This is a genomic window from Paraglaciecola marina (genome assembly GCF_004360155.1).
GTDB lineage: Bacteria > Pseudomonadota > Gammaproteobacteria > Enterobacterales > Alteromonadaceae > Paraglaciecola > Paraglaciecola marina.
Map to the genome: position 1 here is coordinate 77,808 of NZ_SAIS01000009.1, position 13,611 is coordinate 91,418.

Below are 13,611 nucleotides of genomic sequence, written 5' to 3' on the forward strand. Positions count from 1 at the left end.
CATGGATTAAATGCAACAAGGATGAAATATTAAATTAATGTTTATTAAAACTGCAAATTTGGGGAAAGAGGTGAACTACTTGAAGACGTCCAAAATCAAAGCACTAATAGCTTTGATTCTGAACAATTATTGAATGATGTTTTCCTGATATAACTAATTATATCGTGAATTATCATGCATCGAATTGGTTCATCGTATTGTCTTCTCCAGAGGCCTTTAATGCTTGTTCGCCAGAGAAGTATTCTTTATGGTCATCACCAATGTTTGAACCGGCCATAGCTTGGTGTTTAACACATGCTAAGCTTTGTCTTATTTCTTTGCGTTGCACACCTTTTACGTAAGCTAACATGCCCTCATCACCAAAATAGCCTTTCGCTAACTCATCTGTTGATAATGCTGCAGTATGATATGTTGGCAAGGTTATTAAGTGGTGGAAAATGCCAGCTTCACGAGCAGCATCGGCCTGGAAGGTTTTAATTTTTTCATCAGCTAGTTGAGCTAATTCAGAGTCGTCATATTGCTCTGACATTAAAGCGGCTCTGTCGTAACCTTTTATATCTTTGCCACTTTCTAACCAAGCATCGAATACTTGCTGGCGGAAGTTAAGAGTCCAGTTGAAAGATGGCGAGTTGTTATATACCAGCTTGGCATTAGGTACAGTTTCCCGAATCGCTCTTACCATATCACCAATTTGCCCAACATGAGGTTTTTCCGTTTCAATCCATAAAAGATCTGCACCATTTTGCAGTGAGGTAATACAATCTAAAACAACGCGATCAATACTCGTATTATCTTTAAACTTATATAAACCGTTTGGTAAACGTGTGGGTTTAACTAGCTTACCGTTTTGTTTGAGAACTGAGTCACCTTCATTTAAATCATCTATTGAATTAACATCAGAGGTGTCTAGAAATGCATTGTATTGGGCGGCTAAGTCCCCTGGACTTTTTGAAACAGGTATTTTTTGGGTTAGGCTTGCACCTAGAGAGTCAGTTCTCGCTACGATGACGCCATCATCTACCCCCAGCTCAAGAAAAGCGTACCGTACAGCATTAATTTTAGCTAAAAAGTCTTCATGTGGAACCGTTACCTTTCCGTCTTGGTGACCACACTGTTTGGCATCGGATACTTGGTTTTCAATTTGAATACAGCAAGCTCCCGCTTCTATCATTTTCTTCGCTAACAGATAGGTTGCTTCTTCGTTCCCAAAGCCTGCATCAATATCCGCAATAATTGGCACTATATGGGTTTGATAGTTATCTATAGATGTTTGAATTTCTGTGGTGTCAAACCCTGCTGCTGTGGCCTTATCTAGCTCGGTGAAAAGGTCGCCTAACTCACGGGCATCTGCTTGACGTAAAAAGGTATATAGTTCTTCAATTAATGCTGGAACGGTTGTTTTTTCATGCATAGATTGATCGGGTAATGGACCAAACTCAGACCTAAGGGCTGCTACCATCCAGCCTGATAGATATAAATAGCTTTTATCAGTTGTACCCTGGTGCTTTTTAACTGATAACATTTTTTGCTGGCCCACAAATCCGTGCCAGCAACCTAGAGACTGAGTATATTGACTAGAGTCTTCATCATAATCTAGCATATCCTTGCGCATAATAGAGGCGGTATACTTGGCAATATCGAGTCCTGTTTGGAACCGATTTTGAGTTTTCATTCGAGCTGCATATTCTGGCGAAATTGCACTCCAAGTGCCATTTTGGACTGACTTTAGAGTATTGAATTTAGAGATATCTTGTTGATATTGTGACATGTGAATGTTCCTTAGTTGATGATATTTTGTAACAAGCTAGAATGCGTTGATGAAATTGCTCTAAACTTGTTGTTGAGATAATCCTATATAGGCTTTGGTTATATTTGAAATCTATATAAAGGATTTTCATTATTTATTTTATGAATGATTGGTGGGTGTTTTATCAACAATTTAAAGGTATTAAATCAAAGTTTAAGACTTTGTTTTAAGTAAAGGACTTGGTTATAGTTTGTTTTAGAATGTTAATTAGAGAGTATCTATGTCAGAGCTAATGTCATCAATTGACCAGCGTACACAACTAGTGGGCGAGAATAGGTTAGAGTTACTCATGTTTAAATTAGGCACTAGGCATACGTTTGCATTAAACGTGTTTAAAGTCAGAGAGGTGATTACAATCCCTCCAATGAATCAAATGCCTGGGGCTCATAAAAATTTAAAAGGAGTCACAAATTATAGGGGGGCATCAATCCCAGTAATTGACTTGCGTGCGGCCATTGGAATTAATTTAAACGAAGAAAAATATGAGCCCGAGAATGTAATTATTACTGAATATAATAGAAGTGTTCAAGGCTTCTTAATAGGCAAGGTGATGCACATTATTAATACTTCTTGGAGTACTATTCAACCTCCTCCAACTACTGCTGGTAAAAACAACTATTTAACAGCTATTACTCATGTTGAAATGGGTAACGATAGTGAATTAGTTGAAATTATAGACGTGGAGAAAGTACTTGCGGAAATTGTAGAATATGACACGTCTATTTCTGAGGATGTGCTAGATACAAACGTTTCAATCCACCTTAAAGGTAAAAAGATATTAGTTGTAGATGACTCGGCTACTGCTCGTTGGCAAATAAGAGAAACACTTGGTCAACTTGGGCTCGAAATTATTGAAGAAAAAGATGGTTTAAGAGCTTTAAATCGACTCAGAAAGTGGGCTGATGACGGAAAAATAGTAACAGATGAGATTTTAATGATGTTTACAGATGCTGAAATGCCAGAAATGGATGGGTATCGATTAACCTCTGAAGTTCGAAAAGATCCACGGATGAGTGAGTTATTTATCGCCCTCAATACTTCTTTAAGTGGCAGCTTCAATGAAGCTATGGTTAAAAAAGTGGGTTGTAATCGATTTATTTCCAAGTTTCAACCTGATTTGTTAGTCGATGTAGTACAACAAAGAATGAGAGAAGCTCTAAATGTTTGATTGCAGCTCTTAAGTTTATGTTGTGTCACTATAGTTTCATATAATTTTTCATTACTAATCTAGATAGCTCACGTATAATCCTACGCTTTAAATTCATCAGTGGAGATAAGATGAAGCGTATATTGAGCCTTTTAGTCGCAGGCTTCTGCAGTTCGTTAACAGCAACTGAAGCACCTAAAAATATTATTATGGTAATAGGCGATGGTATGGGGCCATCATATACTACTGCCTATCGCATGTATGCAGATGATCCTGCTACACCGGAAGTAGAAGAAACGGTATTTGACCGATTATTAGTCGGTATGGCAAGTACCCATCCCGATAGTAATACTGGATACGTAACCGATTCAGCTGCAAGCGCTACAGCATTATCATCTGGTGTGAAAACTTACAATGGTGCAATTGGAGTAGATGTAGATAAAAAGTCGGTTCAAACCGTACTGGAGTTGGCTAAAAAGCAGGGGCGTAAAACAGGGGTCGCTGTTACTTCACAAATAAACCATGCAACACCTGCGGGATTTAGTTCTCATAACGAAAGTCGTCAAAATTATAACGCTATAGCAGATAGTTACTATGATGAGAAAATTAATAACCAGTTTGTTTTAGACGTTATGTTGGGCGGTGGTTGGAAGTACTTTATTCGTGAAGATCGTAATCTAGTAGAGCAATTTCAAAAGTCAGGTTATCAATATATTGATAACTATGAACAGCTTAGTAGTGTCAAACCAAATGCTCCGTTACTCGGCCTTTTTGCAGATGTTGGTTTGCCTTGGGCTTTAGATAGTGCAGGAAAACAACGTTTACCAGCTTTGGCCAGAACAGCTGTGAAACAACTAGAAAATGATGAAGGTTTCTTTTTATTGGTGGAAGGCAGCCAAGTTGATTGGGCCGGTCATGCAAACGATGTGGCCGCTGCTATGGCAGAAATGCATGATCTAGCGCTCACGCTTGAATGGCTAGAGGCTTATGTCCAAAGACATGATAATACTCTAATGGTAATTACGGCAGACCATAGTACTGGTGGACTCACTATCGGTGCTAACCGAATTTACGATTGGGGACCATCGGTTCTTAAAGGCTTGAAAGCATCTCCCGAAGAAATATCAAAAATGTTAGTGACGGCGAAAAATAGAGCTAAGTTAGCTTCAGATCTATTAGGGGTAGACCTTACCAGCGAGGAAGAGAAGCAACTTATCGATCTTGAGTCCGATAATGCCAGAGTGTTCCACAAGGCAATTACTAAAATACTTGATAACCGTTCAGTAACTGGCTGGACCACGGGTGGCCATACAGGAGTGGATGTTCCGGTAATGGCAATTGGTCTAGGAAGTGAACGTTTCAGAGGCTACTTAGATAACACTCAAATTGCTGAAAACATTTTCGATCTATTAAAAGCGAAATAATGAGCATTAAAACATAGTTACCGTATTTTTATAAAAGATGAATATGTAAGCCAGCGTCAAGCTGGCTTTTTTCTGTCTTAAATACTATTGCTCAACTAAAAAATGCTCTAAGTCTTCACCGGTGAGTTTTTTAATTTGAGCAAATATATACCACAAGGCGGCGATTAACATGATCATGCTGGGTATGACGATCACAGGATAACTTAAAGCCGTCATTCTCCCAAGCTCTTCAGTATATGCCGTGGTGCCTGGTGCGCTAACTAAAATCACCTTGGCCAATATATAATTTAAAGCTGACGATAAGAAGAAAGAACCTGCAACGATAAAAGAACTGGTGGCCATTTTTTTCTCAAAAGCTGCTGTGGTCCCTGTTTTTTCTAAAGAATCAGAAAGGTTTTTCCAGTTTACAATTTGCTCATTCAGTACAAATACTTTTAATAGAGGTTTACTGGTTTTTTGAGTAATCAATACTGCTAGGCCAATAAGGGCTGGAATACTGGCTTCTTTGATCGCAATGTATTCTGCAGGTAACTCTAATAGGCTGATGCCACCAGTTAAAAAGACACTCACGATACCTAAAATAGAAAAGGGATTTACTTTACCTGATTGTTTAAGGTCCCAGATCCCAAAAGCGATGGGAAATATCAGTGCTGCAACAATACTCCATGCAGGTCCTAAGTACTCGTCTCCACTAAGTTTAGTTAATATAAGTACAGGGATTACAATATTAAAGGCTAAGTTGCCTAACATTCCCGGCTGTTTTTTGGGTGTAGATTGGGTCATATGTTACCTAAATGATGCAAAACTTTGCTGTTGCATAGTATATAAAAGTTAATAACTAGGGGCTAGAATTTTGAAGTTCAACCCCAGTATCTTTGTTCGTTACTACCTTGTTTTTGATGCCCATAGTTTTGCTGCAACTAGCCCAGATAAAAAGCCAAATAAATGAGATTCCCAAGAGACATATGGGCTTGATGGCAAAACACCCCATATCAAACCGCCGTAGAAAAATGCCACGAGAACCGATATCAACATGAGTTTGACTTTACCACTTAAAAAGCCAGCTAAAACTAAATAACCAAAGTATCCATAAATCACACCACTTGCACCGATATGGCTCGAAGCTCGGCCAAACAGCCAAACTAAAATTCCAGTGCCTAAAACTACCCATAGACTAACCATTAGATAACGCTTTAAGCCGTATTGCAGTAATAAATAACTGAAGATACTTATAGGGATAATGTTTGAAAAGTAATGCTGCAGGCTGCCATGAATAAAAGGTCCAAGTAGGATCCCTTTCAAACCAGGTATATATCTAGGGAAATTCCCCAGCTGATTTAACATACGGCCAGTGAATAGATTTATTAGTTCAACAAGAGTTAATACCACAAAAAGCCAAAAGATAATTTTGACTTGTTGTGAGGTGTTCATGGGTTTGTTAGTAAGTTTCATTTGCCTAATAATAACAAGAAAGCGTTACGCTATTATCACTGAAAATACTGAGTAAATTCATGTCAAATTGTCACAAAATAATATGGGGCAAGTAACGGGACATATCTTGTGTGATGGAGGACTTGTCCTCACGTACTGAAATTCCAGCAGCTTTATCATCGACTAACCAAGAACCAATTAATGTGTGATTATCTGTAAACTGTGGCAAGGCTGAATATGCTTGATAAATAAAGCCTTCTTCACCATAGGGGCCACTGGCTTGTAGAACTGTTTTGCCATTTTCAATCACACTAACATTGGCCCCTTCCCGAGAGTAGATTGGCTTTTTAACGAGTTTACTTTCAGTAGCTAAAGACAGCTCATCCTCAAAGTAAGAAGGCAGTAGATTAGGGTGGTTGGGGAACATTTTCCAAAGCATAGGCATAAGTGCTTTATTAGATAATACTGTTTTCCATATGGGCTCTAGCCAATTTACATTCGCTGTTTCAATGGCACTTCCAAACTCTTCTCTTTGAATAAACTCCCATGGGTAAAGTTTAAAAAGAGTTTGAATTTTATTATTAGCTAAGTCGCTAAAACTTCCACATTCACTTAACCCAATATCTTCCATAAAAACAAAGTCATTAAGTAGTCCTGATTCCCTAGCACAATCTTGTAAGTACTGGACAGTTCCTCTATCTTCATCGGTATCTTGGCAGCATGCAAAATGCATATGGGTCACATCATAATGTTTAGCGATAGCCGCTAATCTATGGACTAACTTTTCTTGTAAAGAGTTAAATTGATCTGCCTGTTTAGCTATATTGCCCGCATCAACATGTTCTTGTAACCACAACCATTGCCAAAATCCAGATTCATAAAGTGAGGTGGGAGTATCAGCATTATTTTCGTATAATTTGGCCGGGCCGGTACCGTGATAAGTAAAATCTAAACGAGAATACAAAGAGGGAGCTTGTTGTTTCCAAGAATCACGTATTTGCTCCCAAAATGTGTCAGGTATCTGAAATTTTTCGAGCAGTGCCTGATCGTTTACAACCTTATCAACCACATGCAAACACATTTGGTGAATGTCTTCAGTGGGAGTTTCTAAATCTTGTTCGATTTGTTTCAGGGTAAATTGATAATAGGCGGATTCATCCCAATAAGGTTCTCCATGCATGGTATGAAATTTAAATCCATACTCTTCTGCTTTACGCCGCCAATTGCTACGTTCATTAATATTGACTCTTAACATTTCAAAACATACTTGTTGAAAAAACGGTTAAAAAGCATGGATTGGGGTTAACCACCCCAGCCACCTTTTTTAGAGCTGCTGCCCCAGCTAGATTTTGCTCTAACGCTACTACCAAAACCGCCCCGCTTGATCGTTCTGCTAACTGTTGGTTTGGGCTTTAAGGCACTTTCGCTGACATTCATGGTTCGACGACGGTAATCACCAAAATCGTAACCGTCAGCACCTATCCATCGATTTCTATAGGGAGAATATCGAGAATAAGACGTGAACATTGGTTGAGAATAGTAACCTCTTGGTGATAACAAGTTACTAAGCATGTAACCCGCCATAAAAGGCATAAAAAATGAACCTGAGCTATTTTGTACTTGGTTACATTGGTTGTACCCAAATTCTGCTTCACAGTCACTCTGGGAATTATATTTTGGGCCTGTACGCTCAGCTTCTTGCAAAGCTTGTTGATAGGCGGCCTCACATTGTGTGGCAGCATCAGGATTGTCATTAGTGCAATCAGAAACATCGGTATATACAGTTGCTTTTTGTTGATCACCACATGCTGTTAAGCAAATAGCGGCAATACCTAGTGCCAAAGGTTTAACGCTAAACCCTTTGCGCATTCCCTTTAGATTTATATTGATTGAGCGTTTACTTTTATTGGATTGCATTGGGCTCTCCTAGTAACTCATACATGCGGCGTTTAACAGCCCAACAGAAATAGAAACTGCAGCTAAAATTGTGCCTGCTGATATTTCATTCTTATCAATTCTGTCCGCAATTTTAGGCATAAATGTAAAGCGCAATAATGCAAAGGCTAAAGACTGTGCAATAATCGCGACTATGCCCCAAATCACAAAGTCTATCAAAAACTCTGAGTTTGCTACTGCACCCGCCAAAGCAATACTGAAGCCAATCATAGCTCCACCAAAACCAATGGCAGCGGCTTGATTTTTATGTACTTTAACTAAAGCCCATTCATCATGGGGAGTCACAAATGCATAAATTATTTTAAATACAAATAATAACAAAATTGAAACTGCAAAATACAAAGCAAAGTTGCTTAACCCTGCTAGTGAGTTTAAAACTGCGTCCATTTTTTATCCTTTTTAATATTGTGCACTCCCAACATATGTGGGGGTATTTAAAATTTAAACAGAGCTTATTAACCGTTAATAGTAATGTCTGCTTGTCCGATATTAAAGCCTGTACTTAGCACTAAACAGCGGTCTAAATTATTGTTTACTACTTTTTCTTCAGCGCACACTAGTAATGTTTCAACTTCGTCGTCTGAGGCGTCTCTTTCATAAAGCATCACAAATTGATCTGTTTCGCTAGTGTCGCCGTCTTCTTCATAGGTTTTTTCAGTCATAGCCACTGGTGGAGATTCTTCGCCAACCGCATCCCAAACTCTATTAAAGCTTTCACCTGCTAAGTTATAAAATGGTTTAGATAAACCTGAGGCTAAAGTTTCCTTCCACTGCGCTTCGGAGCCAATGGTTTTTGTTTCGTAAAAGTACCAAAGTTTTACATCTGTTATGTGGTTTTCCGTATCGCCACCATCAAGTATGACTTGCAGATATGCATCATCATCAGTGTAAAACCTGAGGATTTTACCTCCGGTATCTAGGTTTACCTCACCCACTGCTTGAATAAAGTGGTGTGTTGCTGCTTTTTCAATGGTTAGGCTTGGCTCTAACAATCTTAACTTTAGGGGATCTAGCTCAAAAGAACCGCCCAAATATAAGCCCATTATTTCAGGTGCCTTAGGCTTAGTCGTTTTATTTTTTTTACCAAATAATTTACTAAACATTATTTGCCTCAACAAATTGTTGCCATCGCACTTTATTAATGCGTTGATGCGCTATGTAATATATTTTATCACCCGAATAAAGGGTGGTATCTAAGTCAGGGTTGACTTGAATTTTCAATTTATCATTACCCCTAGCCATACCAATTAAGGTTGCCTGATAATTGCTTTTTAAGGCTTGAAAAATACCTTCAACTTTTAAGGGAGGGACATCGTCAGGAATACGTAATGAATATTGAGCTTGCCCTAGATTGACATCTAGTAGGTCATGATGCAATACACTGGAGCCGGGATCAAACGCGGACTTAGCTAGCATCTCAACCGCGACACTAGGTGTGCACTCAACATTAGGGCAATGTTTTTGTAACAGGCCAACTAAGCTTTCATCATTGAAGTAGGCAATCATCTGAGCTTCTGGGTTGCGTTGACTACAGTATAGAGCCGTTGTCATGGTCAAGTCGTCTTCTGGATTATCCATGATAACCACGCCCGCGTTAGCGATACACGCTTTGTCCATATCCACATCGTTGCTAAAGGTTGTAACTTTCACAAATTCAACCTGATCAGGTAATGGATTGGTTATGTTGGCTCGAACACATAATACAATGTCAGGATTATCTTCTATGGAAGAGCGTTCGCGAATTAAAAGTTCTAATAGGCGAATGGTACGAGGCCCGTTCCAACCTAAAACCAAAATGTGATTTTCAACGTCAAGACTCTTCAATCCTCTTGCTCCTTTTTGCCATTGCTCTGATACCCAAGCGGCAATGCGCCCTAATACCAAACCGAATATACTTAACCCTAAAGGTATGATGTAAATAGAGACTATATACTTGCCAGAAGTAGTGGTTGGAGATAAGTCTCCATAGCCAACGGTAGAGCCTGTTACCACCAACCAATATATAAAATCAACGGGTTGGGTTAAGGCTTGCTCTCCAGCAAAAAAGAGTAATAACCAGCTAGTTACCCCATAAAAAAGAAGCGCTAGTACAACAGTGTACCAGCGCATCTCGGCGAAGACTCTGACCAACAACTTACGAAACTTTGGAAACATATTCGCCTTATTGATATATCTAGCTATTACTTACCTAATATGCGACTAAGTTCATCATCTGCTGATGTTGTGCCACCTGCTATACCTGCCTCTGCTAATCGCTTAGATAGGTCATCGCTAGACTCTTCACTTGCCAATTCTTCAGCTGCTTGTAATTCAGCATTACGTAAGTTCTGCTTTTCCTGAATTCTTGATAAGGACTCAGTAGCAGTTTTCATTTTACTGTTAGCCCCTAAATGTCTAGATGACACGGCTACCTGTGCTTTTTGAACTGACTCAGTAGCTTTTACCATATCAACCTGTTGTTCCAACCTTTTAAGGTTAGACTTTGCTTGGCTAATATTTGTAGCTAATTGTTTTTCAGATAGTTTAAATTGATCTAGATATTTTTGCTCGCCATCTTGCTCTGCACGCAAATCACTAACTTTTTGGGCACAATCTAATGCTAATTGACGGTCGCTATCTACCGCTTTGCGAGCGTGTGCTTCATATTGCTCAATTGAACTTTGTAAGTTATCTACTTTTTGCTGCGCAAGTTTACATTTCGCTAAAATCTGAGTTCTAGCATGATCTGATTTGCGTAACTCATCTTTAGCATCACGGATTTCTTGTTCAAGAATGCGAATTGCCTGGCTATCAACTACTGATTGAGCAGCTTCAGTTGCACCGCCTTTTACTGCAGTGACTAATTTTCTCCAAACTGACATATTATTTCTCCTAATTTTTACAAAACTTATTGCAAATGGCCTTCATAAGCATCTATAAATGCTTCGACATTTTGAAATAATGTTGTTAACTCAATAATGACGCTTTCTGCTTTTGACTGAGAGCTTAGAGAGCCAAATGCAGTGTAATATTCATCACCTGCTACCTGTGAAATTCCGACTGTGGTTAATGGAAATATCATGTGAGTTTTCAATATTTCTTCGTTTAATACTGCAGCATCTTTGACTTCAGATTTTGCAAACAATAACGATTCTACCAATATTTGTTCCCCGCTAATGGCGAGCCAAGCATCAATGCCATCACTATTGGCTATTAATAAACAGTTTTCTTCTCTAGTCACAACCAAATCTTGGTTGTCAGCTAAAAGGGTCTCAAGTTGGTTAAGATCCCAAGTCATGGATATTCTCCTATCAGGCTAATGACTATAATGTGTTGATGTTTATATACCGGTGCATCTTTCTTTAAACACGGGCATAGTGTAGCCATTATAAAGTTAATTAGTCAAATTGTTTTTATCAACATTTGATATTTATTTGTTTTGAATGTAAATTATAACTCACGTTTGTTCTGTTTGGTGTTTAATATGTCTAGTCAAAATGACGCAAAAAATTCTCATGTCACTGCATCTCATTCTGGAGATTGGCGGCAGCTGGTACAGCGTATTCTAAAAGCTGAAATGTCGAAACGTGGTACTAAGTATCAAGACCTCAGCGATAGATTGTCTACTATAGGGGTACATCAAAGCGCAGACAACCTTAGAAATAAAGTCAATAAAGGGATTATGGGAGCAGATTTGTTGTTACAAATCATGTATGTGCTTAATATGAGAAGAATCGAGCGAGATGATATTTTAGATATATTTGCTGATTTAGGAAGCCCACTTGAATAAGTGAAAGCTTTGAAGCATGTTTAAAATTTTGTTTTTAGTTAATGTTTAATTTTTGAAAGGTTACCCCCTAAAAAAAAGTCCGAGCAGGGCTCGGACAAGAACAGTTCTGGGAGAAACGTCAATAAAAACTGTAAGTTAATAATAAATCAGCTTGCTTAAACCGCAATTAAAATTGGGTATCTTGGGTTAACTATAGGTATAATAAAGAATACCATATGGTAAATTTGGTAAGTCTTTGAATTCTAAATTAGACAACTTGGATTCTCCTAGTCTTCTTAATATTGATTGGGAGCTAATATGCAAGAGTTTGTAGGAATTTTTTGTTTTGGTAAAAAAAGCCCGAAATGATGATGACATCACTCGGGCAAAAGCAGTTTTGGAAGAAACGTCAATAAAAACTGTAAAGTTATATTAATTCAGCACACCCAAACTGCAATCTAATTTGGGTATGCCCCTGTAACCATAGGTATATAAACTTAAACAAAGCTATAATGTTTTTATAAAAGGTAATGAGTTTAACTATCGAAATCGATGGTAATTTTTAGTGTTTAACTGGAGGATATTTCAAATGTTTTTGGTAATGTAAAAAAAAGCCCGAACAGATAAAATTATCATTCAGGCAAAGAGCAGTTTTGGGAGAAACATCAATAAAACTGTGCGTAAATAGTAATCCACACAAGTCAAACTTCAATCGAAAAAGGGTATGTAGAGTAAACTAAAGGTATAAAAAAGCACCCAAATATGAGCTGTCCTAATTTAGATGCTAATTAAGTTTACTGTTTAAGTTTTAAAAAGCGTATTTTGCTGTTAGTTGAATTCGTCCCATTGTTCCATCACTTCCTGATTCAAGTTCTTTCTTAGCGTATGCATATTCGCCCCCTAATGTGAGCTCCTTTGTTGGAGAGTACATTAAGTTAACGCGGGCACTTAAGGTGGATTTTATTGGATCAATAGAGCCATTTAAGCTCATGTCGTTGTCAGCATTAAATGCTGAGTACATAAAATTACTTCGAAATTTTTCGTTCCAAATATGACGATAGGCGACAGTGAAACCAGTAGAATCTATGGCTTCTAACTCGTTATCTTCATTAAGAATAGCCCCATTAGCAACATTAAGGCCTAAGTACCTTCCCAATCCTTTACCAGTATTAGCCATTAATCTAATATCATCTTGGCCTAGTTTAAATTTAGCGGTCAGACTCAAGCCCATCGAAGTTTCAGAAGTGTCTATATCTGTGCCATCTTGCTTGTTAATGTAAGATAATTGACGGGCTAAACCAGCTACCGCAAAATGCCCCCAATCCCCTTTAAATGTGTATCTTGCAGTAATATCAGGAAATGCATTGTCGTCTGATACTATTCGTCCGCTGGCTTGGTAGTTTGATATGGTACTTTCAGGGTTTTCTGCTGCAATTTCAAAATTTCCTGATGTATATCTAACCATCATTTGACGAACAAAAATGGTACCGTCGGTAACACCAATAAAGTCAACACTTTCAGGTAAGGCTCTTACGTCTTGAAAGGTTGACCATGTTTGTCCAATCAACCAATTGTCATATTTAATAAATGCATGTCGAATCCGTGGCGTATATGAGTTGCTGATGCGCTCATCTCCGCCTGCAGTGGCGTGAAAATCAAACTCCAACACGCCTGAAAGCTTTTTACCGTTTGCAAGTGCGGTATCAGTAGTAAAGCGAAACCGACTTTGTTTTATGTGTGCGTCAAATTGTGTTGATTCTTCAGTGCCACCTGTCGGAGTAAGGCTAGGTATGTAAAAGTCTCTGCCAATAGAGCCAGAAGACAAGGTACCATCGCTATATGAGCTAAACATGGCGTCGGCTTTTATATAGCCACTAAATTTGACATTGGTTTTTTCTAATACATTAGCCTGGGCAGCGCCCGCTAAACTTGATATTACAACTGCTACTGGTAACACTCTTTTTAGTTTCATTGTTTTTTCCTTACGATATTTGTTTTAACATTGTTTTATCATTGTTTTAACATTGGACGATTTATTAAGGTTTGCATATAGGCTGTTGGTCTATAAGACCAAAGTCTCATGTAGAAATTAAGTAGT

General features: G+C 38.3%; 14 protein-coding genes. 3 read left to right on the plus strand and 11 right to left on the minus strand.

Annotation, left to right across the window (positions count from 1 at the left end; genetic code table 11):
- Positions 1-172 precede the first annotated feature (172 nt).
- On the minus strand, positions 173-1,768 hold the full coding sequence (locus EOK74_RS13550) for an isocitrate lyase (protein WP_133470559.1): 1,596 nt from the start codon (positions 1,766-1,768) through the stop codon (positions 173-175).
- A 259-nt stretch (positions 1,769-2,027) separates the two neighbouring features.
- Here EOK74_RS13550 and EOK74_RS13555 point away from each other — a divergent pair, with 259 nt between their 5' ends.
- Positions 2,028-2,975: a chemotaxis protein CheV gene (locus EOK74_RS13555; protein WP_133470560.1), complete on the plus strand. Its 948-nt coding sequence runs from the start codon at positions 2,028-2,030 to the stop codon at positions 2,973-2,975.
- A gap of 110 nt (positions 2,976-3,085) precedes the next feature.
- A complete protein-coding gene (locus tag EOK74_RS13560) occupies positions 3,086-4,378 on the plus strand; it encodes an alkaline phosphatase (protein ID WP_133470561.1) in 1,293 nt (430 codons plus the stop codon).
- An 84-nt stretch (positions 4,379-4,462) separates the two neighbouring features.
- Here EOK74_RS13560 and EOK74_RS13565 read toward each other — a convergent pair whose 3' ends face one another.
- The 9 genes from EOK74_RS13565 to EOK74_RS13605 form a co-directional block, all read right to left on the minus strand.
- On the minus strand, positions 4,463-5,161 hold the full coding sequence (locus EOK74_RS13565) for a VC0807 family protein (protein WP_133470562.1): 699 nt from the start codon (positions 5,159-5,161) through the stop codon (positions 4,463-4,465).
- 102 nt (positions 5,162-5,263) lie between these two features.
- Positions 5,264-5,830, minus strand: a complete 567-nt coding sequence (locus EOK74_RS13570; protein ID WP_133470563.1) for a rhomboid family intramembrane serine protease — start codon at positions 5,828-5,830, stop codon at positions 5,264-5,266.
- Between the two features lie 70 nt (positions 5,831-5,900).
- Positions 5,901-7,064: a glutathionylspermidine synthase family protein gene (locus EOK74_RS13575; RefSeq protein WP_133470564.1), complete on the minus strand. Its 1,164-nt coding sequence runs from the start codon at positions 7,062-7,064 to the stop codon at positions 5,901-5,903.
- A 47-nt stretch (positions 7,065-7,111) separates the two neighbouring features.
- Positions 7,112-7,726 carry a DUF1190 family protein gene (locus tag EOK74_RS13580; protein ID WP_133470565.1) on the minus strand — a complete coding sequence of 205 codons (615 nt, stop codon included), beginning with the start codon at positions 7,724-7,726 and terminating at the stop codon, positions 7,112-7,114.
- A gap of 9 nt (positions 7,727-7,735) precedes the next feature.
- Positions 7,736-8,152: a DUF350 domain-containing protein gene (locus EOK74_RS13585; protein ID WP_133470566.1), complete on the minus strand. Its 417-nt coding sequence runs from the start codon at positions 8,150-8,152 to the stop codon at positions 7,736-7,738.
- Positions 8,153-8,220: 68 nt separating this feature from the next.
- Positions 8,221-8,868, minus strand: coding sequence for a YjfK family protein (locus tag EOK74_RS13590; RefSeq protein ID WP_133470567.1), 648 nt, complete (start codon positions 8,866-8,868; stop codon positions 8,221-8,223).
- Positions 8,861-9,919 (minus strand): ion channel, encoded by a 1,059-nt coding sequence (locus EOK74_RS13595; RefSeq protein ID WP_133470568.1) that lies wholly within the window; start codon positions 9,917-9,919, stop codon positions 8,861-8,863. The genes EOK74_RS13590 and EOK74_RS13595 overlap by 8 nt, the downstream gene beginning before the upstream one ends.
- 26 nt (positions 9,920-9,945) lie before the next feature.
- Positions 9,946-10,626 (minus strand): PspA/IM30 family protein, encoded by a 681-nt coding sequence (locus EOK74_RS13600; RefSeq protein ID WP_133470569.1) that lies wholly within the window; start codon positions 10,624-10,626, stop codon positions 9,946-9,948.
- A gap of 26 nt (positions 10,627-10,652) precedes the next feature.
- The gene (locus EOK74_RS13605; RefSeq protein ID WP_133470570.1) at positions 10,653-11,042 is read right to left on the minus strand and encodes a YjfI family protein; all 390 of its coding nucleotides are present in this window, start codon (positions 11,040-11,042) and stop codon (positions 10,653-10,655) included.
- 186 nt (positions 11,043-11,228) lie between these two features.
- Here EOK74_RS13605 and EOK74_RS13610 point away from each other — a divergent pair, with 186 nt between their 5' ends.
- Positions 11,229-11,534: a DUF6471 domain-containing protein gene (locus tag EOK74_RS13610; protein WP_133470571.1), complete on the plus strand. Its 306-nt coding sequence runs from the start codon at positions 11,229-11,231 to the stop codon at positions 11,532-11,534.
- A 787-nt stretch (positions 11,535-12,321) separates the two neighbouring features.
- On the opposite strand, the gene EOK74_RS13615 is transcribed toward EOK74_RS13610, so the two are convergent.
- On the minus strand, positions 12,322-13,485 hold the full coding sequence (locus tag EOK74_RS13615) for a DcaP family trimeric outer membrane transporter (protein WP_166638771.1): 1,164 nt from the start codon (positions 13,483-13,485) through the stop codon (positions 12,322-12,324).
- Positions 13,486-13,611: the final 126 nt, after the last annotated feature.

Excerpts from the sequence above, each read along its gene's own strand:
- EOK74_RS13550 (WP_133470559.1), bottom strand. The coding sequence starts at position 1,768 with ATGTCACAATATCAACAAGATATCTCTAAATTCAATACTCTAAAGTCA.
- EOK74_RS13555 (WP_133470560.1), top strand. The coding sequence starts at position 2,028 with ATGTCAGAGCTAATGTCATCAATTGACCAGCGTACACAACTAGTGGGC.
- EOK74_RS13560 (WP_133470561.1), top strand. The coding sequence starts at position 3,086 with ATGAAGCGTATATTGAGCCTTTTAGTCGCAGGCTTCTGCAGTTCGTTA.
- EOK74_RS13565 (WP_133470562.1), bottom strand. The coding sequence starts at position 5,161 with ATGACCCAATCTACACCCAAAAAACAGCCGGGAATGTTAGGCAACTTA.
- EOK74_RS13570 (WP_133470563.1), bottom strand. The coding sequence starts at position 5,830 with ATGAAACTTACTAACAAACCCATGAACACCTCACAACAAGTCAAAATT.
- EOK74_RS13575 (WP_133470564.1), bottom strand. The coding sequence starts at position 7,064 with ATGTTAAGAGTCAATATTAATGAACGTAGCAATTGGCGGCGTAAAGCA.
- EOK74_RS13580 (WP_133470565.1), bottom strand. The coding sequence starts at position 7,726 with ATGCAATCCAATAAAAGTAAACGCTCAATCAATATAAATCTAAAGGGA.
- EOK74_RS13585 (WP_133470566.1), bottom strand. The coding sequence starts at position 8,152 with ATGGACGCAGTTTTAAACTCACTAGCAGGGTTAAGCAACTTTGCTTTG.
- EOK74_RS13590 (WP_133470567.1), bottom strand. The coding sequence starts at position 8,868 with ATGTTTAGTAAATTATTTGGTAAAAAAAATAAAACGACTAAGCCTAAG.
- EOK74_RS13595 (WP_133470568.1), bottom strand. The coding sequence starts at position 9,919 with ATGTTTCCAAAGTTTCGTAAGTTGTTGGTCAGAGTCTTCGCCGAGATG.
- EOK74_RS13600 (WP_133470569.1), bottom strand. The coding sequence starts at position 10,626 with ATGTCAGTTTGGAGAAAATTAGTCACTGCAGTAAAAGGCGGTGCAACT.
- EOK74_RS13605 (WP_133470570.1), bottom strand. The coding sequence starts at position 11,042 with ATGACTTGGGATCTTAACCAACTTGAGACCCTTTTAGCTGACAACCAA.
- EOK74_RS13610 (WP_133470571.1), top strand. The coding sequence starts at position 11,229 with ATGTCTAGTCAAAATGACGCAAAAAATTCTCATGTCACTGCATCTCAT.
- EOK74_RS13615 (WP_166638771.1), bottom strand. The coding sequence starts at position 13,485 with ATGAAACTAAAAAGAGTGTTACCAGTAGCAGTTGTAATATCAAGTTTA.